Origin of the sequence: Shewanella sp. BJSY2023SW005 (assembly GCF_047314585.1) — a bacterium.
In the GTDB taxonomy this organism is placed as follows: Bacteria; Pseudomonadota; Gammaproteobacteria; order Enterobacterales; family Shewanellaceae; genus Shewanella; species Shewanella algae.
On record NZ_JBKORJ010000053.1, the window covers coordinates 133,430 to 156,344 of the forward strand.

Genomic DNA, 22,915 nt, shown 5'->3' on the forward strand with positions numbered 1-22,915 from the left:
GCTGTGCGCCCCATAATACCGCGCCGAATTGAGGAAATGAGACACAGGGGTCAGTATCTGTTCACCTAAGGGCTATCACTGCAATATTCGGCTCTCATCCGGATAAGTTTGATAGCCCATAAAAGCGGCGAAACGCGCAATCAAGCGGCATGAACCACCGCGGTATTGCAGGCAATTATTGCTTTTCTGACAAATGCCTACAGCAAAGATGCTGTTCTTGATAGCCGCGAGCGAATAGGACTTTAGTCTGATATCAGCCACAACCACCTTCCATTAACATCGATACATCAAAACAACAACAAGAGGTGTCCCATGAATGCTGTGCTGTTGATGTTAATGGGCCTGGGCGCGATGGCGGCCGGCTATTTTGTCTATTCAAAATTCATCTGCGAAAAAATCTTCAAAGTCGATCCCAACTTCGTGACTCCTGCACACGAGATGCAGGATGGTATCGACTATGTGCCCACCAATAAATATGTGCTTTGGGGCCACCACTTTACCTCTGTGGCCGGAGCTGCACCGATTATCGGCCCGGCTATTGCGGTTATCTGGGGCTGGGTGCCGGCCTTCCTCTGGGTGGTGTTCGGCACCATCTTCTTTGCCGGGGTGCACGATGCCGGCGCCATCTGGGCCAGTAACCGCAACAAGGCCAAATCCATAGGTGCGGTCACGGGTGATGTTATCGGCGAGCGGGCCCGCAGCATCTTTATGGTGGTGATATTCTTGGTGTTGCTCATGGTTAACGCCGTGTTTGCCGTCGTCATTGCCAAGCAGTTGATCAACTTCCCCAGCGCCACCCTGCCGGTTTGGGGCGCCATAGTGGTGGCACTCATCATAGGCCAGCTTATCTACCGCCGTCTTATCAACCTCTTGGTGGTGTCCATTGTCGGCGTGGCAGCATTGTACGCGCTCATCTATATCGGCCCGTCTTTGCCGCTGGCATTGCCGGAAACCCTGGGGCCGCTGTCGGATAACCAAAGCTGGATCATCCTGCTGTTTGTTTATGCCGCCATCGCCTCGCTGCTGCCGGTATGGATGCTGCTGCAACCACGGGACTATATCAATGGTATTCAGCTGTTTATCGGCTTAGGCTTGCTTTACGGCGCCGTGCTTCTGGGTGCGCCTGATATAGTGGCACCGGCCTTTAATACCGATGTGCCCGAAGGCACTCCATCCATAGTGCCACTGCTGTTTGTCACCATTGCCTGCGGTGCGATTTCCGGCTTCCACGGCCTGGTTTCCAGCGGAACCACCTCAAAACAACTGGATAAAGAACCGGATGTGCGTTTTGTCGGTTACTTTGGCGCCATAGGCGAAGGCTCCCTGGCACTGGCGGCCATCATAGCCGCCACCGCGGGTTTTGCGACCCTGGCCGACTGGCAGGCTGTCTATCACGCCTTTGGGCAGGGGGGCGTCAGCGCCTTTATCAAGGGCGGCGCCAATATCCTCGAATCCGGGATAGGCATGGATGAAACCATGGCGCAAACCCTGCTGACAGTAATGGTAGTGCTGTTTGCCGGTACCACGATGGACACAGGCTTGCGGCTGCAGCGTTACATCTTCCAGGAATGGGGCAGCATCTATAACCTCAACTGGATGCAAAATGGCGCCGTCGCCACTCTGCTGGCCGTGGGCACCTGCTTGCTGCTGGCCTTCGGCGCCGGCGGTGACGGCTCGGGTGGCATGCTGATCTGGCCGCTGTTTGGCACCACCAACCAGTTACTGGCTGGCCTGACATTGTTGGTAATCACAGTGATGCTGGTGAAACTGGGTCGCCCCATGTGGTATACCCTGGCTCCGCTTATCTTCCTGCTGGTGATGACCACCATGGGCCTGCTTATTCAACTCAAAGGCTTCTACGACAAGCAGGATTGGTTCCTGTTTACTCTGGACTTGGTGGTACTGATCGCCGCCATAGTGATTTCACTGGAGTGCAGTGCCACGCTGAGCCGTTCGCTCAAGGCGCGTAAAACTGCGGCGGAGAACGACTGATGAAACTGGCGAAGATCAAGGCATTGGTCAAAGACCTGAGCCACCTGGCGGAAGAGGCGTATAACGCCCCCTTCCGCTCGGCAGTCGCCCGCGCCCGCAGGGAGCAGGACGATCTTTTTATGCTGCTGATCTTCTCCGAAATGATGGGGGTACCCAACCCGGCCAGTTACTACACTCTGGAGCTGCAGCCCTTGATGCTGGAAAAGTTCCATGACTGGCACCTGCGTATGGGTATGCCCCACTCACCGCTGGATCAGTTCAGATGCTGTTGAAACAAGATGTTAATTAAGGACGGGCTATGGCGCAGCTTACAGACAAACGTATTCTGTGGGTGGGTGGCAAAGGCGGTGTCGGCAAGACTACTGTCTCCTCCTCACTGGCCCTGTTGGCGGCCGGGCGCGGCAAGAAAGTCCTGCTGGTGTCCACAGATCCGGCCCACAGCCTGAGCGATGCCTTTGCCAAGCAGATAGGCGATCACTGCACCCGGCTGGCACCCAATCTGGATGCACTGGAAATCGACCCGGATGAGGAAGTGCGCCAACATCTCGACCGTGTCAGCCAACAGTTGAAGAGTTTTACCCGCCCGGAGATGTTCGTTGAAATCGAGCGGCAGATGCGCCTCACCCGTCAGTCTCCCGGTGCCCAGGAAGCCGCCTTGCTGGAGCGGATTGCCAAGACCCTGGAAAGCGGCCTCGGTGAATACGATCTGATTATTTTCGATACCGCGCCCACCGGCCATACCCTTAGGCTGCTGAGCCTGCCTGAGGCGATGGCCGCCTGGACCCAAGGTATGCTGAGCGCCAATCAGAAATCAGAGAAGCTCGGCGCCATGCTGTCGCACCTGACACCCGGCCGGGGCCGTGATGTCGATAACCCCTTCGACGATCCGGCCGAGCACGCCACCGCCGGAATGGCGCCGCGCAACAAGGCCATAGCCGAAACCCTGCTGGCCCGCCAACGGCTGCTGCAGCGCACCCGTGAGCTGATTAAAGATCCGCAGCAAACAGGGCTGCTGTTTGTTCTGACCGCAGAGAAGCTGCCTATTCTGGAAACCTGCCGCGCCGTGGCCAGCCTGCAGGCCGAGCAGTTACCGTTGGCAGGTTTGGTGGTCAATCGACTGCTGCCACCCGAGGCCGACGGCAGTTTTCTTGCCAAACGCCGCCAGCAGGAAGCCGTGCACCTCGAAGAGATAGACGTAAACTTTAGCAAGCTGCCCCGCTTTCGACTGCCCCTCAAGGAAACCGATATCCAGGGCCTGAGCGGTCTTGAACAGATGGCGACAGAACTGGCCAAAGCCGGGCTGTAAATTCAGCCAATTTCCCTTCAATCGTTTGGCCTATTTCACCAAACGCAGACAACACCTGCACCCAATCGCGAGCTCCGGCAAGGGGCTACTGATATCAGAAGGTATACCTTTGACACAGCTAAATCCGCAGCATAAGAGACGCCGTAGCCTATAAAACCAATCACCAGAAAACTTCACAAGACTTTGAGTTTAAACATATAAAAACCAATCAACTCAAATCAAGAAGGCGCAGTGGCGCAGCAGTCTCTACATCTCAACGTTGCCTGTTACCAAGATCACCAACCTCAAAGTTAACAAAATTTAAACAATCGCTTGATTAAAACCAGTGTTAGCCATATACATGAGGGTGCAGAAGTTTAGCAGTTGCGAAATAAACCAACATTAACCAGCAACTTCGTGGACTAACCTATGAAAAAGCTAATCGGACATGGAGATTGGCCCAGTGCCAAAAGTCTGTTCTCTGCCCTGATCCCCAGCCTGTTTGCGCTGGGAACCCTCCCCCTAGCTGCAGCTGAAACGCAAACCACCCAGGCGGTCGACAGCCTGGCGCAGCAATGTTTTATTATTCAATCGCCGACCAATGGCCAGTATCTGCATCGCTTCCATCAGGGAGGCACTGTGGATGATGGTCTGAGTTATCGTTTCGATAATATCAGCCAGGCCGAGGCCAGTGCGTTTTACTTCAAACCCAGTCGCCGCGGTCATTTTATGATGACAGACGCAGATGGCCGCTTCTTTGCCAGCCATCTGCCGGCCGAAGTCAGCGCCGGTCGTTACCCGGGGGAATTTGCCGAGTGGCGGGTTGACGCCGAAACAGCGCCATCCGGTGAATTCAGTTATCGCTTTCACGCCGTGGGCCTCAATCTGGGACTCAGGCACAACTACAGCGGCGGAGGCTTGTATTTCTTCGATCTGCTCAACCCTGGAAACAACACTTCAGAGGCAAGCTTCAAGCTGGTTGCCAGTGACGCCTGCAGCGCGTTTCCCGAGGTTGAAGTCAATGCCAGTGGTGATTTCTCCGCCCTGAAAGGCGATGCTTCACTGCCGGTGCGTGGTCTGGTAGATGCCCACACCCATATCACCTCGTATGAGTTTATGGGCGGCAAGATGATGCATGGCAAGCCGTTCCACCGCTGGGGGGTGACCCAGGCGTTGAACGACAGTGCGGTGATCCATGGGCCGAATGGCTCACTGGATCTCATCGGCAATCTCTACTCCTTCAACGACGCCAACTTCCGCTATGACACCCGAGGCTGGCCGGACTTCCCCTGGTGGCCCAATCACGAGCAGATGACCCACTCAGGTTACTACTACAAGTGGATTGAGCGCGCATGGCTAGGCGGTTTGCGCCTGATGGTCACCCATCTGGTGGAAAACGAGGTGTTGTGCAACGCCCAGAAAACCATCAATCCTGCCAGTTGGGTCAACCCCAACGACTGTAACACCATGAACAGCATTCAGTTGCAGATTAACCGTCTCAAGCAAATGCAGGAGTATATTGATGTGCAGTCCGGCGGCCCCGGCAAAGGCTTCTTCCGCCTGGTGTCCTCGCCTCAAGAGGCTCGCGAGGTCATTGCCGACGGCAAGCTGGCGGTGCTGATGGGCATAGAGGCCTCAGAGCTGTTCAACTGTGGTATCAAGGATGATTGCAACCGCCGCCAGATTGAAGAGCAACTGCAGCAAGTTTATGCCAAGGGGGTGAGAATCCTGTTCCCGACCCACAAGTTCGATAACCAACTGGGCGGCTCAGTGGTGGAAGACGGCTTTATCAATATCGGTGAAGTCTTGGCGACAGGCCATTTCTTTGAAACCCAGGCCTGCGACGCCGACACTCAGGGCAGACCATTCAAGTCCGGTTTCCCCATTTTGGGCGAAATCCCAGTGCTCAAGGATATTCTCAATGCCGTGGGTCTCAATCCCCAGTACGACGAGAACATGCTGCACTGCAACAAGCATGGCTTGTCCGAAAAAGGCGTCTACCTGGTTAACCGCATGATAGATATGGGAATGTTGATAGAATTGGATCATATGTCGGCACAAACCGCCACCAGTGTGATGGATATTGTCGAGCAGCGCCAATATGGCGGGGTGATCACCAGCCACAGCTGGATGACTGATGGCCCCCAAGGCAGACTGCACCCCAACACCCTGCGCCTGGCCAAGGTCGGCGGTTTTATGGCGCCCTACAACAGTAACGCCAACCATCTTGGAGGCAGTATTGATAGATACCTGCAGTTGATAGCCGATACTCCTTTTCTGCCGGGTGTCGGCCTGGGAACCGATATGAGTGGCCTCGGCGCTCAGGCCGGTCCCAGAGACGATGCGGCCACTAATCCACTGCACTACCCCTTCGTCAGTGAGTTCGGTATCCAGTTTGAGCGTCAGGTATCGGGGAATCGTGTATTTGACTTCAATCAGGATGGCATGGCCCATTACGGTATGCTGGCTGATCATCTGCAGGATGTGCGCGAGCAGCTTGGCGGCAGTACCTATGAAGCCTTGATGAACTCGGCCGAAGCCTATCTGCAGATGTGGGAGCGCGCAGAAGCCCACAGGGATGAAGCCTATATCAATCCACTGCCGACCTATGTGCGGATAGTCAACCGCGCTTCGGACAAGTGTATGGATATTCCGGGTAATGGCAGCGATATGGTCAATGGCACAGATGTGATCCTCTATGACTGTGAACGCGACGCCTGGGATCAACGCTGGAGTTTTGATGCCGACAAACGCATGTTCAGCAACAAGGCCAATCCATCCTTGTGTTTGGACAATCGCGGCCAGGCCTACAATGAAGGCGAAATCGTGGTATGGGAGTGTGTCGACAGCGACAATCTGCGTTGGGATTATGACGGCCGCTTTATTCGCAGTGCCCATGACGCCAATATAGTGGCCGACGCCTACGGCCGTGGCAACGATGCCCAAGTGGGTCAATGGCAGTTTCATGGCGGCGCCAACCAGCAATGGTTGCTCAGGCCTGAGATGACCATTCACCGCTGGGTCAGTTTGCGGGATAAACGTGCCGGGCTATGTATCAGCGCTCCCGAACAGGCCCAAAGCGGCAGCCTGGTGAACCTGGACAACTGCAGCAACCGTCAGGGGCAAAAATGGTACTTCGATCCGATAAAAGGCAGTATCAAACTGGCTGGTGACGCGGGACTGTGCCTGCACATTCCCGGTGGCAATACCCAGGATCATAGCCAGTTGGCACTGGCGCCCTGCGATGCTTCCAATCCGGCTCAGGCATTCGATAAAGACGGCAGCGTGTTCTCAAGCCGAATGGCACCCAATCAGGTGCTTGATGCCTCGGGAGAACAAGCCGGCGCGGCTCTTATCCTCTACCATCACCATGGCGACAGTAATCAGAAGTGGAAGTCCAGCCTCTGATCCAAGCCCTTAAAAAACAGCAAGGCCGGTTCAATGAACCGGCCTTGTTTATTGTGATTTTTTTTACTTGGTGTTAAACCAAGCTCGCCATAAAAGACTTAGGCTTCAATGCCTTTGCTGGCCAGGAACTCATCATAAGTGCCCTTGAAGTCGCTCACGCCATCAGCGCTTATCTCTATGATACGGTTGGCCAGTGATGAAACGAAGGCACGGTCATGGCTGACAAACAGCAAGGTGCCTTCATAGAGTTCGAGGGCGTTGTTCAACGACTCAATCGATTCCATATCCAGGTGGTTGGTCGGTTCGTCCATCACCAGAATATTGGGCTTTTGCAGCATCAGCTTGCCAAACAGCATACGACCCTGCTCACCACCGGACAGTACCTTGACAGATTTCTTGATGTCGTCGGCGCTGAACAGCATACGGCCCAGCACTGAACGCACCGCCTGATCGTCATCACCTTCCAGACGCCACTGACCCATCCAGTCGAACAGGTTCATATCATTTTCAAAGTCGCTGGCATGATCCTGGGCGTAGTAGCCGATACGATGGTTTTCAGACCACTGAATGGTACCGCTCTTTTGTGGCAACTCGTGGATCAGAGTACGCAACAAGGTGGTCTTACCCACGCCGTTTTCACCCAGAATCGCGATACGCTCGCCCACTTCAGCGATAAAGTTCACATCCTTGAACAGCAGCTCATCGTAACCATTGCTCATATTCTCAACAATCAAAGCGTTACGGAACAGTTTCTTCTCCTGCTCGAAACGAATGTAGGGGTTAACCCGGCTGGAAGCCTTGATCTCATCCAGCTTGATCTTGTCGATTTGACGGGCACGGGATGTGGCCTGCTTGGCCTTGGAAGCGTTGGCAGAGAAGCGCGCCACGAAGGTTTGCAGCTCGGCAATCTGTGCCTTCTTCTTGGCGTTTTCAGCCACCAGGCGCTCGCGGGCCTGAGAGGCGGCTGTCATATATTCATCATAGTTGCCCGGATAGACCCGCAGCTCACCATAGTCCAGATCCGCCATATGGGTACAGACAGAGTTGAGGAAGTATCTGTCGTGGGAAATGATGATCATGGTGCTGTTACGCTGGTTAAGCATCTCCTGCAGCCAGCGAATGGTATCGATATCCAGGTTGTTGGTCGGTTCGTCGAGCAGCAATACATCGGGATCAGAGAACAAGGCCTGTGCCAGCAGCACCCTGAGTTTCCAACCCGGTGCCACTTCACTCATGGGGCCAAAATGTTGTTCCAGCGGAATACCCACCCCGAGCAGCAGCTCACCGGCGCGGCTTTCTGCGGTATAACCGTCCATTTCGGCAAACTGCATCTCGAGATCGGCCACTTTAATGCCATCTTCTTCGCTCATTTCCGGTAAGGAGTAGATGCGATCGCGCTCCTGCTTCACCGCCCACAGCTCTTTGTGGCCCATGATAACTGTGTCGATAACGCTGTGCTCTTCATAGGCGAACTGATCCTGGTTCAACTTACCCAGACGCTCGTTGGGATCCAGCGACACATTACCCGAGGTTGGCTCCAACTCACCGGAAAGGATCTTCATAAAGGTAGACTTACCGCAGCCATTGGCGCCGATAAGGCCGTATCTGTTGCCTTCGCCGAATTTAACCGAGATGTTTTCAAACAGCGGCTTGGCGCCAAACTGCATGGTGATGTTAGCTGTCGTTATCACTGTATGATTCCAAAATATCCAGATGCGGGACCGGGCCATGTAAAGCGCCGTCCAAGAGCCCAAGGCCTATGATTGGCCGGGTAAATAAAGCCGGGCACTATAACATTCCTGCGTGAATTATCAACCAAACTCGCATGCAGCCAGCGAGATAAAGCAGTGCAACCAGCTGTTTATAAAAGACTTTAAAAATCTTCTGCAAGCAGATTAAAAATCCAGATCGCGGCCACACACCAAGGTAGTTTCCGCCTTGTTTGTTGCAAAAGTGCTGTAACAGCCAAGTTCAGCGCGCAAAATATCTGCCGGCAAGGCATATCCCGGCTCACCATTGATAGTGATGCTCTCGCTGTCCTCGGTGTAATCCGTGCTCAGCGTGGTGCCATCGGCCAACTGCCAGCGACTGAGAAATGAGTGCACATTGGCACAAACCGTGATTTCACACTCCAGGGTCTTTTGGCTGTCACCCTTGATCACTATGCACTCAGTGGTTTTCTCGCCGCAGCCCGCCTGAACAGGCACAGAGATGGCGCTGAGCAGTAAGGCGCCGCCTAGCAGACTCAGCTTAGCTGCCGCGGTTAATTTTCTGGATTGCATTTTCCTACTCCTTTCCCATTCCTTTTCTCATTCCACATTTTTTCTTATTCCCTGTAGCCCTTGCTGTGACTCGCTTGGCCAGCGATATCCAGCCCCAAGCTTATATTGACCAAAGGCTCTGACAGGCTAAGGGCTCAGGCCGTGACCGCAGGCTTTTTTCCGGCGGGCATTGGTGCTGAGCAAAGGCAAACCCCTTATTTAAACAGGAAAAACAAGGTGATAAAACAAGAAAACAATAAAAAGCCGGGGAAATTTCCCCGGCTCGAACGCTGAAAGAGCTTAATCCAAAGACTGACGCCGCAAGCGGTTGGCGTTGGTCACCACAGTCAATGAAGACAGCGCCATTGCCGCGCCGGCCACCACAGGGCTCAGCAAGATCCCTGTCAGCGGATACAGCACCCCGGCCGCAATCGGGATCCCCAGAGTGTTGTAGATAAAGGCGCCGAACAGGTTCTGCTTGATGTTGCCAAGTGTCGCCCGCGACAGGGCAAATGCCCCGGCCAAACTACCCAGCCTTGGGTTAAGCAAGGTCAGGTCGGCGCTCTCTATGGCAATCTCGGTGCCCGAGCCCATGGCAATGCCGACATCGGCGGCCATCAGCGCCGGGGCGTCATTGATCCCATCACCGACCATGGCCACCACTTCACCCTGCGCTTGAAACTTACTGACCCAGGATTGCTTTTCATCCGGCAACACCCCGGCGATGACTTCCTCAATCCCCACCTGACGCGCCACGGCTTCGGCTGTGGCCTGGTTATCACCACTGAGCAATACCAAGCGCTTGCCCTGGGCCTTGAGCGCGGTCATGGCTTCTTTGGCATCGGCTTTGATTGGGTCACCGATCCCCACCAACGCCAGCAGTTGATTATCTCGGGCCACCAGCACCTGGGTGTGTCCAAGCGCCGCCCCCTGCTCCAGTCTTGCCTGGTGCGTCTCGGTCAGCCTAATGCCCAGTGCGTCCATTAACTTGCTGTTGCCGACCGCCCACTGCCGGCCTTCAAACTGCCCCAGCAGACCTTGCCCCTGGCGATAGTCAAACCCCTGCGGCTCACTCAGCACAACCTCTTTGGCTTTGGCGGCATCCAGCAGCGCCGCAGCCAAGGGGTGGCCCGAGTGTTGTTCAAGGCTCGCCACGGCGCGCAGCAGCTCGCGCTCATCAAAGGCATCATCGAAAATATCCACCTGGGTGACGGCGGGCTTACCTTCTGTGATGGTGCCGGTCTTATCCAGCACCACACAGCTGACCTTGCTGGCGGTTTGCAGCGCCTCACCGTTTTTCACCAACACCCCCATGGAAGCGGCGCGGCCGACAGATACCATGATGGACATGGGCGTCGCCAGCCCCAAGGCGCAGGGACAGGCGATAATCAGTACACTGGTCAGCACCACCAACGCATGGGACAGCGCAGGCTCAGGGCCGGCAAAATACCAGATGATGGCCGCCAGCAGCGCAATCACCACCACCACAGGCACAAACACGGCGGCTATCTTGTCTGTCAGTCGCCCTATGGGCATCTTGGAGGTCTGGGCCTCCTGAACCAGGGCGATAATCTTCGCCAGGCGGGTATCGGCAGGCCCGGCAGTAACTTGGTAAATAAGGCTGCCGTTTCCATTGACTGTGCCGGCGCTCAGACTGTCGCCCACGGATTTAGCCACGGGAATGGGTTCGCCTGTGAGCATGGACTCATCGAGCAGCGAATTGCCTGAAAGCACTTCACCGTCGAGCGCCACTCTGTCACCCGGGCGCAGTCTCAGCTTATCGCCCACCACCAGCGCTGCTATGGCCACGGTTTCATCGCCGTTTTCGGTGATCTTGATGGCCGTATTGCTCTGCAGGCCAATAAGCTTCTGCACCGCTTCACTGGTCTTGCCGCGGGCTCTCAGCTCCAGCGCATGCCCAAGGTTAATCAAGCCGAGGATCATCACACTGGCCTCAAAGTACACATGACGGGTGCCGTCGGGGAAAAAGCCGGGAATAAGCACCACCAGCATGGAGTAAAGCCAGGCCGTGCCCGTACCCAGGGCGATCAGCGTATCCATGTTGGCACTCTTGGCCTTAAGTGAGCGCCACATACCACTGAAGAAGTGCCCCCCGGTGGTAACCAGCAGCAACAAGGTCAGCAGCCCCATGGCGCCCCAGATAAGTTGGCTTTGGCTATCGTGGATCATCATGTCACCACCGGCCAGGCCCCAGATCATCAAGGGGATCCCCAGCCCGAGACCGGCGATCGCCTGTCTGATCCGGGTGCGATATTCCCTGGCATCATGCTCGGCTTTGTCGGCCATGGCACTGGCGGCATCCGTTATCGGCTCGGCGCGATACCCGGCCGAGAGCAGCAGCGCAACGGCTTCAGCCACTGGCAAACCTGCGGCCACGCTCACCTGCTTGTCGGCCAAGTTGACTCTGGCCTCAACCTCTTTGGCGGCAAAGGCTTTTTCTATCTTGGCCACGCAGCTGGCGCAGCTCATATCCGGTACAAACAGCAGTGTGGGGTTGGCTGAGTGAGCCATGGCGGCCTTCTGCTTGATGGCTTTATCGGCATGCTTGCCAGTTTCAGCTTCAGTTGTAGTTGCGGCCACTGCCGGTTTCAAAGCGTCAACCTGAGCTTCTGTCTCAGTCTCGGTATCAGCCTCGGCATGCTCATCGCGCCAAGGCTCGGCGGTAAACCCGGCGGCCTTTAACAGCTCGGTCAACTCGGCGGCAGTTTTTTGGCTTTTCAGTGCAAGCCGTTTCTGTTTCAGATTGACCGTCACCTCGGCTTCATCGCTGAGCGCCTTACGAATACTGACCTCACAATGGCCACAGCTCATATCGCCAACATAAAAGTAGAAGTTTTCCGGCTCACTTGTATTGCCAGGTTCCAGCGTTTGCGGGGTAAAGCCTGCGCCAATTATCAATTCCGCTAGTTCGGCCGCGCTCTTGTGACTTTTCAGCCGCAGCTGTTTGCCATTAAGGTCGACTTCTACCTCAAGCTCATCAGCCAGCGCCTTGCGAAGCTTACTCTCACAGTGGCCGCAGTTCATATCGGCAACATGGAAACTAAAGCTGGCAGGGGCTTCAGGGCTGGGTTCAGGGCTGGGCTCTTGCGCGCGGTCACCGGCGCCGGGAGCCGCAATCTCGGCCTGCTCAGCGTCATAACCTGCGTCTTTCAGTTTCGCCAGCGCCGCGGCGGGGGTAAGCTCAGCGCCCGGGGCGAATGTCAGCGTCAACGACTTATCCGCCACCTCGGTAGCGGCTTCTACGCCGGTATCATCGGCGAACAGGGCCTTTATCTTACGGGCGCAGCCGCCGCACTTCATATTCACTATGGTGAATTGTATCTGATCCATTGGAAACTCCCATCTGTGCCCCTCGCAAGCGAGGCTGGCTCAACACTGATATAAAGGTTAAAGTCTCCAGTAGCAGGAGAGTCAAGCCCGAATAATTATCCATAACAGAAAAGGTGCCCTGACTCTCAACAATGCGCTTGCGGCGCGACAAAATAGCCCACAAGAGACCCAACACGGCAGGAGTTCAACGATGAAAATAGGCGAAGTGGCCAAGGCAACAGGTCTGAGTATCAAGAGTATCCGCTATTACCATGACATAGGCTTGGTTGAAGCCCACAGAGGCGACAATGGATATCGTGAGTACCAGGCCGCAGAAATTGAAGCACTCAAGTTTTTGCAGCACTGCCGCGAGCTGGGCTTTACCTTGGATGAGTGCCGGGATCTGTTGCAACTGAAACACAATCCCAAGCGCTGCGCCGAGGATGTCAAACGTCTGGCCAAGGGGCACCTGCAGGCGTTGGAAGACAAGATGGCCAGGCTGGCCTCGCTGCATGCCCAACTGAGCGAGCTGGTATCCCAGTGCCGCGGCGGCAATCAGTCTGAATGCGCCATCATAGATGGCCTGTCCAGCGAAGCCAAACAGGCCTGAAGTTGTCACTCAGACAATTGGGCTTGCTGCCCAGGCCGCACCAGAGCTTCGGCATTGTCCAGCTTCAGTGTCGGCAGCGTGCCCGCCGGGGTGAAGTCAAACACCATGCCGTAGAACACCAGCTCAGATTCCAGCGCCAGTATCTTGTTATGGGGCTGACGAAAGCCGTGCCCTTCCCCCTCAATGCCGATAAATGCCGTGGGTACGCCCTTGTCTTTCAGCGCCTTGTAGATATGCTGCGACTGACTCGGTGGCACCACCTTATCTTCGAGTCCTTGCAAAAGCAGCAAAGGTTCGTTGAAACCCTGCAGGTGGTACAGGGGCGAGCGTTCACGATACACTGCCTTCATTTCCGGGTAAGGGCCTATCAGTTGATCCAGGTATCTTGACTCAAACTTATGGGTTTCCTTGCCCAGCACCTCGATATCACTGATCCCGAAATAGCTCACCCCGGCCTTGAACTTATCATGGAAAGCCAAGGCTGAAAGCACGCTCAAGCCACCGGCACTGCCGCCGCGAATCGCCAGTTTGTCAGCACTGACCCAGCCTTGGTCAACTAAAAACCCTGCGGCCCAGACAGCATCCTCAACATCTGCCTTGCCCCAGTTGCCATAGAGGCTTTGGCGATATTGGCGACCAAAGCCGGTACTGCCGCGGTAATTGAGCTCAAACACGGCAAAGCCGCGACTGGTCCAGTACTGAATGGCGCTGCTGTAAGCCCGGTTGGCCTTGGCGGTCGGGCCACCATGCAACATCATCAACAACGGCGGTCGGGTGTCCGGCTGGGGTTGGTAGTCACCATTTACCGGCGGATAAAAATAGCCGTGAGCCTTGTCTCCCCCCTTGGTGGTGAACTCCACATTGATGGCGCGGGAGATATATTTGGGATCCAATCCGCTGATCTCCGGGGCGTACACAAGCTCTGTACCGCGGCCGGAAACCTTATAGATGCCGCGCTCGGGTGTTGGCCTATTGCCAACAAAATAAACCCCGTCGGCTCCTTGCACCACCTGCCTGATATCGGCAAAGTCGGCGGCCAAAGGTTCAATGACCCCAGTCTGCAGATCCAGTCGCAGCAATCCGGCATCGCCTTCCTTGTTGAAGCTGGCTATCAGGGTGTTTTCATTCTCAAAGGCGTAAGCATGCTGACCCAGCTTCCAGGCAGGGCCGCCGATTTCAGCCTTGAGTTGGGTAACCTGCTCGATACTGCCGTTGGCATCCAGCCGATACAGGTTCCACCAGTTGTCATAGTCGGCAATAAAGTAGAGCACACCGCCAGGGCTGAACAGGGGTTGCATCAGTGCGCCCTTTCGCTCAGGGGCGATTTGGCGAATATTGGTCAACTGCCCCTTGCGGTTGAGATCCCCAAGCCACAACTGGGTATTATCCCAAGGCATGTTGGGGTGTTCCCAGGTGATCCAGGCAAGCTGTGTATTGTCGGCATTAATTGCCGGAGAACTGATAAAGTCGTGACCATCGACGAAGATATCCCCTTCACCGGAGAAATTCAGGTTAATGGTCACCAAACTGGCCTTGGGCTCTCCCGGTTGGCGATGATCTTCCCGGACACAGATAATCCGTGAGCCCTTGGGATAAGAGATACAGTCGCCGTGACGGGTGCCATTGGGTGTCAGTGCCAGCGCCTCCTGATTGGGCGCTATCCGGTAAAACAGCTGATCCTGCCCCTTGGTGACAAACAGGCTCTGGCCTATGCCGAGAAAGTCGCCTCCGCCATATTCATGAACGCGGCTGCCAATACCAAAGGCCGGCGCCACCACACTGGTAATGCTGCCGTCTTTTTCGAGACGCTTGATCCCCACCTTGCCACCTTCGGCCGGGCTGGATTCCGAGAAATAAATCGCATCACCGACACTCTGCAGCTCACCTATTGCCGAGGCACTGCCGTAGACTTCGGCGGCTCCCAAAGGTGAGACCCAGCTGCCATAAGCGGCGCTAATCCTCTGTTCATTGTTGGCAGGGGCTTCTTGCTCCTGCGCAGGTTGACCGCAACCCTGCAACACTGAAGCCATCAGCGCTACGGCCAGAATTCGCTTTCCGGGATTGAAAATCATGGTTTCGTTTCCCCCAACACCTGCCCAGGGGCAGGCTGAAACTACTACAACTTAAGTCTTGTGTTTTCTTGGTTTTTCTTATTTTTTGTATCTGGCACAGAACCACTGCAAAACCCTGTACTGCTGCAAACTGGATAATCCAAAAAAGATGCAGATCCAAGGTGAAAGCAAATAGTACCAGGTGATGGGTTCTGTGGAGCGACCGCTGAGAAGCAGGTAGAAGAATCCGAAGTAGATTACCATGACCCCCACGACTCCCACCAGTAAAAGCAGGCGCTTGATTTGTTTCTCCAGCCAATGCATGGGTGAGTGTTTATACCTCTGGTGCTTTTACCTTTTAGTAGGGGAATTGTTCAATCCGGGACAAGAATTGTCAACGTCTGTGATACAAAGCAGACAAGTATCTGACACCCCGGATTGCAGAATGATAACGTTTGAGAGACTTGGGCGCGGCTCAACCGCCATTTTTGGGCAAATACCGCCCGGCATCCCTGGACCAACGAAAATCCACTTTGCTGCCATTGTCGACATTTTTCAGGCGCAGATCATAGTATCCCTGATGTTTACGCCCAAGAAACTGCAGCAGATTTTTGCCTTCATCAATAACCCGGGCGCGTACGCCGGTTTCATCCCGCTCACCGGCCAGATCTTTATAGAAATACATGGGTTCAGAGAAGATATTCACCAGCTTATCGCCATCGATTACATAGAGCTGCAGCGCTTCATAGAAGGCACCGCCACCGGAAAAGCCTTCACTGAAACCAACTCGGATCCCTATGGCGGTTAACTGGTCACTAACCTTGTAGGGTGCCAGATCCAGCTTTTTGACCGATTGAGGTACTGTATCAGAACCGCCATCCACTGTGCTCTCCAGATTGGAGTAGTTCCAGTTGACCGGGGTATTGAGTGGGCCATCGTGGGCAGCAAGCGCTTGGAAGTTCCCCTGGTTCAGCTTAAATACGCCAAAGTAAAAATCATGGGTCTGACGCTCGGCAAAGTTCTCACTGCATAGATCGCTGCCATCTGTATATTTAAGATCCGATCCTTCGGCAACCACACAGGCATAGCCCAGATACAGGCCCTGGTTACCCCAAGGTTTGGCGCCTATGCTTGCCAGCAAGTCCGGGGAACGTCCCGGCGCCAACCAATCGAGCAACATCTTGGGCGCAACGCCATCTGGCAAGTTCTGGCCGTCTTTGGCGAGCAGTTTTCCTTCCATCTGCTCGGCATAAATCTGCCGCCCTTCCTCGTGACGTATGGCAGCTTTGGCTTCACTGGGTTGAACTGTCTGAGTAGTGTGTAAGGTTTGGCTGGCATTGGTTTGGCTAGCATTGATTTGGCTGGCATTGGCTTGTGAGCCGACAAGAGCACAGGAGAGCGAAGCTGCCAGCACTAGCGTGGTTGACAACAATAGAGGGTTAAAGGAAACCTGCCTGGTGGAAGAAAACATCATCCCTGTCCTTGTTTGAAACGCAGTAAAGAACAGGGATGATATCTATTTTCGCCTTGATATCAAAGCATTGAATTACAGGCGGATACCGCCGTCAATTTCAAATACCCGGCCATTGACATAGTCGTTTTCAATGATGAATTTAACTGTCGAGGCGATTTCAGCGGCATCACCCAGACGGCCGACCGGTACCATTTTCTCCAGGCGCTCCAGTGCTTCCGGTTTCATGGCGGCGGTCATTTCGGTGGCAATAACTCCGGGGGCAACAGCGGCGGCCCTGATCTTGTAGCGCGCCAGCTCTTTGGCCCAGCCCACCGCCATGGCAGCAACACCGGCCTTGGAGGCGGCATAGTTGCTCTGCCCCACATTGCCGGCCCGAGCCAGGCTGGAGATATTGATGATCACCCCTTCCTGGCCAGAGCTTATCATGGCGGCTGCGGCTTCACGGCCACAGAGGAAGCTGCCGCTCAGGTTTACATTGATAACCGACTGGAACTGCTCCAGAGACATACGGTCTGTCACCTGGCCCTCTTTGGCTTTGATCAGCATGCCGTCACGCAAAATACCCGCGTTGTTTACCAGCACATTGAGCTGACCAAAATCTTCCAGAATGTACTGAAAGGTTGCCATCACATCTTCTTCATCCGTGATGTCCACCGCATAACCCTGAACTTCGGTCTCGCCCATCAGGGCACAGGCTTGCTCCAGACGGTCCTGATCCACATCGATCAGCGCCAGACGGGCACCGGCAGCGGCCAGCTCCTGCGCCATGGCCAGACCCAGTCCACCGGCTCCACCTGTGATGGCGACTACCTTACCTTTTACATCCATTGGGTTATCCTTATTTCTCTTGCTTGAATTGTTCAAAAATACTGGAAAAATCGCGACGACCATTGCCCTTACGGGCATGATTGACATAGAGGCTGCGCGCCAGTGCGCCCATAGGGGTGCTCGACTGGCTGGACAGCGCTGCTTCCTGGGACAGGCCGAGATCCTTGACCATAAGATCCACCATAAATCCGCCCTGATAGTCATTGGACGATGGCACGCTTGGCATCACCCCGGGACAGGGGTTGTATTTCTCCAAGGTCCAGTTGCCGCCGCTCGAAACTTTCATGATATCTGACAGCACCTTGGGATCCAAACCATTATCTATCCCCAGACTCAGTGCCTCGCTGGTACCTACCATCAAGACAGACAACAGCATGTTGTTGCAGATTTTGGCAACCTGACCGGCTCCGGCACCACCTGCATGGAAAATATTGGCGCCCATGCACTCGAGAACGGGTTTGGCCTTGGCAAAGCCTGCGTCGCTGCCGCCGCAGATAAAGGTCAGCGTACCAGCCGCGGCCCCGGCGGTGCCACCGGAAACCGGCGCATCAACAAACTCAAGCCCTTTGGCGGCCGCCGCAGCCGCCACAGTGCGGGCGCTGTCGGCATCTATGGTCGATGAATCGATAAGTAAGGTCCCCTCGGCCACAACATCCAGCAGCCCTTGCTGCTGCTCGCTGCCAAGGTACAGGCTACGAACATGCTTGCCGGCCGGCAACATGGTTACCACCACATCGGCACCCGCCGCTGCGCCACAGGCGCTCTGGGCCGTTATAGCTCCCTGCTCTGCCAGGCTCTGCATCGCCGCCGGCACCAGATCGAATACCCGAACAGTCATCCCGGCCTTGATCAGGTTGACCGCCATCGGCCCACCCATGTTGCCCAAACCAATAAAAGCCACTGTTGTCATCTGTTTGCTCTCCCTGTTGGAATCTTGTTTGCCTGCATCTGTTACAGATCGGCCAATGGGTGTTCATGTTCAAATGGCGACTCGAGCAAGGCAGATACCGCTTCTTGCGGTGCTATCTTGCCCTTGCCGTAACGCCAGTTGGGATTACGGTCCTTGTCGATAAGCAGCGCTCTGACACCCTCACAAAAATCACCTATGGCGCAGCAGTTGAGGCTGAGCCCCAGCTCGAAGCGGAAACAATCCGCCAGGCTCATGTCAGTCCCAAGCCTTGACTGCTCGTAGGCCAGCGCCCAGCTAAGCGGGCTGCCGCTCAGCATGGTGTCACGGGCGCGCTGCAACCAGCTCTCTTGGGTTTCCAGGGCCTGCATCTTGGCGAGAATTTCGGCCATATCTCCGGTCATCAGCTCATTTATCTGAGCCTGATGGCCCTTCAAGCGGCTGCTGCCGGGACGCTCTTCACTCTGGGTTTCCAGTTCATTGAGCAGATCATGCAGCTTCTGCTGGTTGAGACTGGTGTTATTGCCCCAATTAACCGTCGCCATGGCATCGAGCATGCGCTCTTTATCCGTTGAGGCCAGAAAATGATTGCCAATGCCGGTATAACGGGCATCGGCCGCATTCATATTGTAGGCGGTCAGGCCGAGAAACAGCCCAGTCTTGCCCGGCATGCGGCCGAGAAAATAGCTGCCGCCGACATCCGGGTAAAGGCCTATGGTGACCTCAGGCATGGCGATGCGCGAACGCTCGGTCAATACCCTGTGGCTGGCACCTATCATCAGCCCCAGACCACCACCCATCACTATGCCGTCGCCCCAAACCAATACCGGCTTGCCGAAGGTGTGCAGCTGAAAGTCGAGCCGATACTCCTCTTCGAAAAACACCCGGGCTTCCTGGGTGTAACTGCCGGGATTGGCCTGCTGCGCCTGATACAGCGCCCGCACATCACCACCGGCGCAGAAGGCTTTGTCGCCGCTGCCGTCGAGGATCACGCAGGCAATCTGCTCATCCTGTTTCCAGGCAGCCAACTGCTTGGCCAGCAAACGCACCATGTTAAGATTCAGTGCATTGAGTGCTTTTTCCACATTGAGTGTCGCCACGCCAATCAACTTGCCGCTGGCGGTTCCCAGGGTCTGAAATACCACTTCATGACTCATATCACCGCCTCCTTATGCGTTTTTCCAGTTGGCTGCGCGCTTCTCCAGGAAGGCATTGACCCCTTCTTTCTGATCTTGGGTGTCAAACAGAGCCACAAACAGCTCACGCTCCAGCGGCAGTGCCTGAGCTCTTGGCATATTACGTCCAGCCTGGATCAACTGCTTGCAAACGGTCACGCTTGATGGGCTCTGCTTGGCGGCCTTGGTCGCCAGCGCAATGGCGGCACTCAGGGCCTCGCCCTTACCAACTACCTCTTCTACCAGGCCAATCTCACGGGCCTTGGCGGCATCGATTCGCTCACCGCAAAGGATCATCCGTTTGGCCCAGCCCTCACCAACCAGAGCGGTCAGATTCTGGGTGCCGCCGGCGCAAGGCAACAGGCCGACTGTGGCCTCGGGTAATGCCAGCTGCGCCTGCTCTTCGACGATACGGATATCACAGGCCAGAGCCACTTCCAAACCGCCGCCCATGGCATAGCCGTTGATGGCGGCAATAGACACACCGCGAAAGGCGCTCAAGGTTTCAAATGCTTCGCCAAAATAGCGTGCCATGGTGGCGGCATTGCCTTTATCACCATCGGCAAACAGCTTGAGATCGGCGCCGGCAGAGAAGAATTTCTCCCCTTCCCCTGTCAGTACCAAGGCATAGATATCGGGATCATTGTTGAGCTCTTCCACCTTGAGGCGCAGTTCATTGAGGCTCTCGGCCGTCCAGGTGTTGGCCGGTGGATTGTTGATGGTCAGAACAGCCGTGTGGCCTTCGATATGCTCAATCAAAAAAGACATGAATGACTCCTTGCAATTCGGTTAAATGGGTTTGGCCTTAGAGGATCTCGCCGGCATGCTCATCCAGCAGGCGGCGGGCGATGATCAGGCGCATAATCTCATTGGTTCCTTCCAGGATCTGGTGTACCCGTACATCACGGAAATGTCGCTCCAGTGGGTATTCGCGGATGTAGCCGTAACCACCGTGAATTTGCAGCGCGCTGTCACACACGGCAAACCCTATGTCTGTGGCAAAACGCTTGGCCATGGCGCAATAAGCCGTGGCTTCGGGATCGCCGCTGTCCAGCTTAAATGCCGCCAGACGCACCATCTGCCGCGCGGCGACCAATTCGGTGGCCATGTCGGCCAGCTTGAACTGCAGCGCCTGGAAGGCGGCCAGTGGTTTGCCGAACTGCTTGCGCTCATGCATATATTCAGTGGCGCGCTCAAGTGCAGCCTGAGCGGTACCCACAGAGCAGGTGGCGATATTGATGCGGCCGCCATCCAGGCCCTTCATGGCGAAGGTAAAGCCCTGGCCTTCCTCACCCAACAGATGATTGACCGGCACCCGCACGTTTTCAAAAGTAATGAGTCTGGTTGGCTGGGCGTTCCAGCCCATCTTGTCCTCGGCCTTGCCGTAGATAACACCCTTGGCATCAGCCGGGATGGCAATGGCCGAAATTCCCTTGGGGCCGACCTCACCGGTGCGGCACATCACCACCAAAAGCTCGGTGGCGCCGGCGCCCGAGATAAACATCTTGGAGCCGTTAATCACATACTCATCGCCGTCGCGCTCGGCGCGGGTGGCAAGTGAAGCGGCGTCACTGCCTGAACCAGGCTCGGTCAGGCAGTAAGAAGCCAGCTTGCTGCCTGTGGTCAGCGCTTCAGACCACTCGGCCCGCAGACTTTGCTGGCCCCAGGTTGTCACCATCCAGGTGGCCATGTTGTGAATGGTCAGCATGGCTGTGGTGGCAGTGCAGCCCTTGGCCAGCTCTTCAAAAATAATCGAGGCATCCAGACGCGACAGGCCCATGCCGCCTTCAGACTCGGGAGAATAGAGTGAACAGAATCCCAGCTCCCCGGCTCTTTGGATCACGTCTTTGGGAAAGTGATGCTCCTCATCCCATTTGGCGGCAAATGGGGCCAGTTCATCGGCGGCAAACTGACGGGCCAGCTCGGCGAATTGGCGCTGATCTTCGTTGAGATTGAAATCCATGCTTGACTCCTGTGCGCAGATCTCTGCGTCTTGCGGTGATCCGGTGACGCCGGATCTCTTGTTATTTACTGTTGCGATTAAAAAGGGGCACCGGCCATTGCCGGTGCCCTTGGGCTCACACTGTTACTTGAGGGCGATAGTCATGTTGGGACCAGAGGCGATATCAGACTCGAACCAACGGCTGGTGATGGTCTTGGTCTCTGTGTAGAAACGCACCGCCTGCTTGCCGTAGGCGTGCTGATCGCCGTAGAAGCTGCCCTTCCAACCCGTGAAAGAGAAAAATGGCAGCGGCACAGGAATAGGCACGTTGATACCCACCTGACCCACTTCAATTTCATGCTGATACTTACGCGCCGCAGCGCCGCTGGCGGTAAAGATAGAGGTGCCGTTGCCGTAAGGGCTGGCGTTAACCAGCTCAATGGCATCTTCCAGCGACTCGGCTTCCATACAGCAGAGCACAGGGCCGAAGATCTCTTCCTTGTAGATGCTCATGTCCGTGGTTACCTTGTCGAACATGGTCGGGCCAACCCAGTTGCCAGACTCATAACCGGGTACAGTGCAGTCGGAACCATCGAGCAGACATTCGGCGCCTTCGGCCTTGCCCTCGGCGATAAGCTTGAGTACCCGCTCTTTGGCGGCCGGGCTGATGAGTGGGCCGTAACCGGCTTCCTTGTCATCCCAAAGACCGGGACGCACCTTGGACAGGGCTTCTTTCAGCTCAGGGATCCACTCTTTGGCGGCACCGACAAACACAGCGACCGACAGCGCCATACAGCGTTGACCGGCGGCACCAACCGAGGCGCCCACCAGGTTATTGATCACTTGCTGCTTGTTGGCATCAGGCATGATCACGCAGTGGTTCTTGGCACCGGCAAAGGCCTGCACCCGCTTGAGGTTGTCAGTGCCTGTCTTGTAGATGTACTGACCCACGCCCACAGAACCCACAAAGGAAATCGCCTTGATATCCGGATGAGACAGCAGTACATCAACCGCCGTTTTGTCACCATGAACCAGCTGCAGCACGCCCTTGGGAGCACCGGCCTGTTCGAACAGCTCCACCAGACGCTGAGGCGTCATTGGGTCCTGCTCGGACGGCTTGAGAACGAAGGTGTTGCCGCAGGCGATAGCCAGCGGAAACATCCACAGCGGGATCATCGCCGGGAAGTTGAATGGCGTAATCCCGGCGCAGACACCCAGCGGCTGAGTGTAGGAGTAGGTATCTATGCTGCGGGCCACGTTCTCAACCGTTTCACCCATCAGCAAGGAGGCGATGTTGCAGGCATGCTCGGCCACTTCAATGCCGCGCCAGACATCACCCTTGGCATCTTCAAAGGTTTTACCCGTTTCCTGGGCCAAAATGGTGGCCAGCTCGTCATGATGTTCTTTCAAAAGGTGTTGATAGCGCAGCATCACCCGAGCGCGCTCGGAAACGGCCACTTCCTTCCAGCTCTTGAAGGCTTCCTTGGCGCTGGCGATGGCGCGCTCAACTTCCGGCTGGGTCGCACAGTTGATAAAGGCGATGGTTTCATTGTTGGCCGGGTTGGTGACATTGATCTGCTTGCTGCCGGAACCGTTGACGAATTCGCCATCTATGTAGTGCTTGACTTGTGTGCTCATAAGAATTCCTTGTA

17 protein-coding genes and 1 pseudogene are annotated in these 22,915 nt (G+C 55.6%); 5 read left to right on the forward strand and 13 right to left on the reverse strand.

The window, feature by feature from the left end:
- Positions 1–312 precede the first annotated feature (312 nt).
- The 4 genes from ACMHXI_RS16420 to ACMHXI_RS16435 all read left to right on the forward strand — a co-directional run bounded on the left by ACMHXI_RS16420 (position 313) and on the right by ACMHXI_RS16435 (position 6,685).
- The gene (locus ACMHXI_RS16420; RefSeq protein WP_025009800.1) at positions 313–1,992 is read left to right on the forward strand and encodes a carbon starvation protein A; all 1,680 of its coding nucleotides are present in this window, start codon (positions 313–315) and stop codon (positions 1,990–1,992) included.
- A complete protein-coding gene (locus tag ACMHXI_RS16425; RefSeq protein ID WP_025009799.1) occupies positions 1,992–2,264 on the forward strand; it encodes a cory-CC-star protein in 273 nt (90 codons plus the stop codon). The genes ACMHXI_RS16420 and ACMHXI_RS16425 overlap by 1 nt, the downstream gene beginning before the upstream one ends.
- A gap of 26 nt (positions 2,265–2,290) precedes the next feature.
- Positions 2,291–3,298 (forward strand): ArsA family ATPase, encoded by a 1,008-nt coding sequence (locus ACMHXI_RS16430; RefSeq protein ID WP_025009798.1) that lies wholly within the window; start codon positions 2,291–2,293, stop codon positions 3,296–3,298.
- A gap of 408 nt (positions 3,299–3,706) precedes the next feature.
- Complete coding sequence (locus tag ACMHXI_RS16435) at positions 3,707–6,685, forward strand: ricin-type beta-trefoil lectin domain protein (RefSeq protein WP_413735511.1); 2,979 nt, start codon at positions 3,707–3,709, stop codon at positions 6,683–6,685.
- Positions 6,686–6,783: 98 nt separating this feature from the next.
- On the opposite strand, the gene ACMHXI_RS16440 is transcribed toward ACMHXI_RS16435, so the two are convergent.
- From ACMHXI_RS16440 to ACMHXI_RS16455, 4 genes and pseudogenes are all read right to left on the reverse strand, one after another.
- The gene (locus tag ACMHXI_RS16440; RefSeq protein ID WP_025009796.1) at positions 6,784–8,376 is read right to left on the reverse strand and encodes an ABC-F family ATPase; all 1,593 of its coding nucleotides are present in this window, start codon (positions 8,374–8,376) and stop codon (positions 6,784–6,786) included.
- 204 nt (positions 8,377–8,580) lie between these two features.
- Positions 8,581–8,967, reverse strand: a complete 387-nt coding sequence (locus ACMHXI_RS16445) for a hypothetical protein (protein ID WP_301561353.1) — start codon at positions 8,965–8,967, stop codon at positions 8,581–8,583.
- Between the two features lie 279 nt (positions 8,968–9,246).
- Entirely contained in the window at positions 9,247–11,478 is a 2,232-nt protein-coding gene (locus ACMHXI_RS16450) for a heavy metal translocating P-type ATPase (RefSeq protein WP_413735600.1), read from the reverse strand.
- Between the two features lie 378 nt (positions 11,479–11,856).
- Positions 11,857–12,297: pseudogene (locus ACMHXI_RS16455) on the reverse strand (cation transporter); the annotation flags it as partial.
- 190 nt (positions 12,298–12,487) lie between these two features.
- Between ACMHXI_RS16455 and ACMHXI_RS16460 the strand changes: the two are divergent.
- Complete coding sequence (locus ACMHXI_RS16460; protein ID WP_115390588.1) at positions 12,488–12,886, forward strand: MerR family DNA-binding protein; 399 nt, start codon at positions 12,488–12,490, stop codon at positions 12,884–12,886.
- A gap of 5 nt (positions 12,887–12,891) precedes the next feature.
- Here ACMHXI_RS16460 and ACMHXI_RS16465 read toward each other — a convergent pair whose 3' ends face one another.
- The 9 genes from ACMHXI_RS16465 to ACMHXI_RS16505 form a co-directional block, all read right to left on the reverse strand.
- On the reverse strand, positions 12,892–14,958 hold the full coding sequence (locus tag ACMHXI_RS16465; protein ID WP_413735513.1) for a S9 family peptidase: 2,067 nt from the start codon (positions 14,956–14,958) through the stop codon (positions 12,892–12,894).
- A 78-nt stretch (positions 14,959–15,036) separates the two neighbouring features.
- Positions 15,037–15,261: a hypothetical protein gene (locus tag ACMHXI_RS16470; RefSeq protein ID WP_025009792.1), complete on the reverse strand. Its 225-nt coding sequence runs from the start codon at positions 15,259–15,261 to the stop codon at positions 15,037–15,039.
- A gap of 151 nt (positions 15,262–15,412) precedes the next feature.
- Positions 15,413–16,411, reverse strand: coding sequence for a hypothetical protein (locus ACMHXI_RS16475; RefSeq protein WP_146507854.1), 999 nt, complete (start codon positions 16,409–16,411; stop codon positions 15,413–15,415).
- 72 nt (positions 16,412–16,483) lie between these two features.
- A complete protein-coding gene (locus tag ACMHXI_RS16480) occupies positions 16,484–17,239 on the reverse strand; it encodes an SDR family oxidoreductase (RefSeq protein ID WP_025009790.1) in 756 nt (251 codons plus the stop codon).
- Positions 17,240–17,249: 10 nt separating this feature from the next.
- On the reverse strand, positions 17,250–18,149 hold the full coding sequence (gene mmsB / locus ACMHXI_RS16485; protein WP_146507856.1) for a 3-hydroxyisobutyrate dehydrogenase: 900 nt from the start codon (positions 18,147–18,149) through the stop codon (positions 17,250–17,252).
- A gap of 41 nt (positions 18,150–18,190) precedes the next feature.
- Positions 18,191–19,303 (reverse strand): enoyl-CoA hydratase/isomerase family protein, encoded by a 1,113-nt coding sequence (locus tag ACMHXI_RS16490; protein ID WP_146507858.1) that lies wholly within the window; start codon positions 19,301–19,303, stop codon positions 18,191–18,193.
- Positions 19,304–19,315: 12 nt separating this feature from the next.
- A complete protein-coding gene (locus ACMHXI_RS16495) occupies positions 19,316–20,089 on the reverse strand; it encodes an enoyl-CoA hydratase (RefSeq protein ID WP_146507860.1) in 774 nt (257 codons plus the stop codon).
- Between the two features lie 37 nt (positions 20,090–20,126).
- The gene (locus tag ACMHXI_RS16500; protein WP_123116073.1) at positions 20,127–21,284 is read right to left on the reverse strand and encodes an acyl-CoA dehydrogenase family protein; all 1,158 of its coding nucleotides are present in this window, start codon (positions 21,282–21,284) and stop codon (positions 20,127–20,129) included.
- A gap of 123 nt (positions 21,285–21,407) precedes the next feature.
- Complete coding sequence (locus ACMHXI_RS16505; protein WP_025009786.1) at positions 21,408–22,901, reverse strand: CoA-acylating methylmalonate-semialdehyde dehydrogenase; 1,494 nt, start codon at positions 22,899–22,901, stop codon at positions 21,408–21,410.
- Positions 22,902–22,915 lie beyond the last annotated feature (14 nt).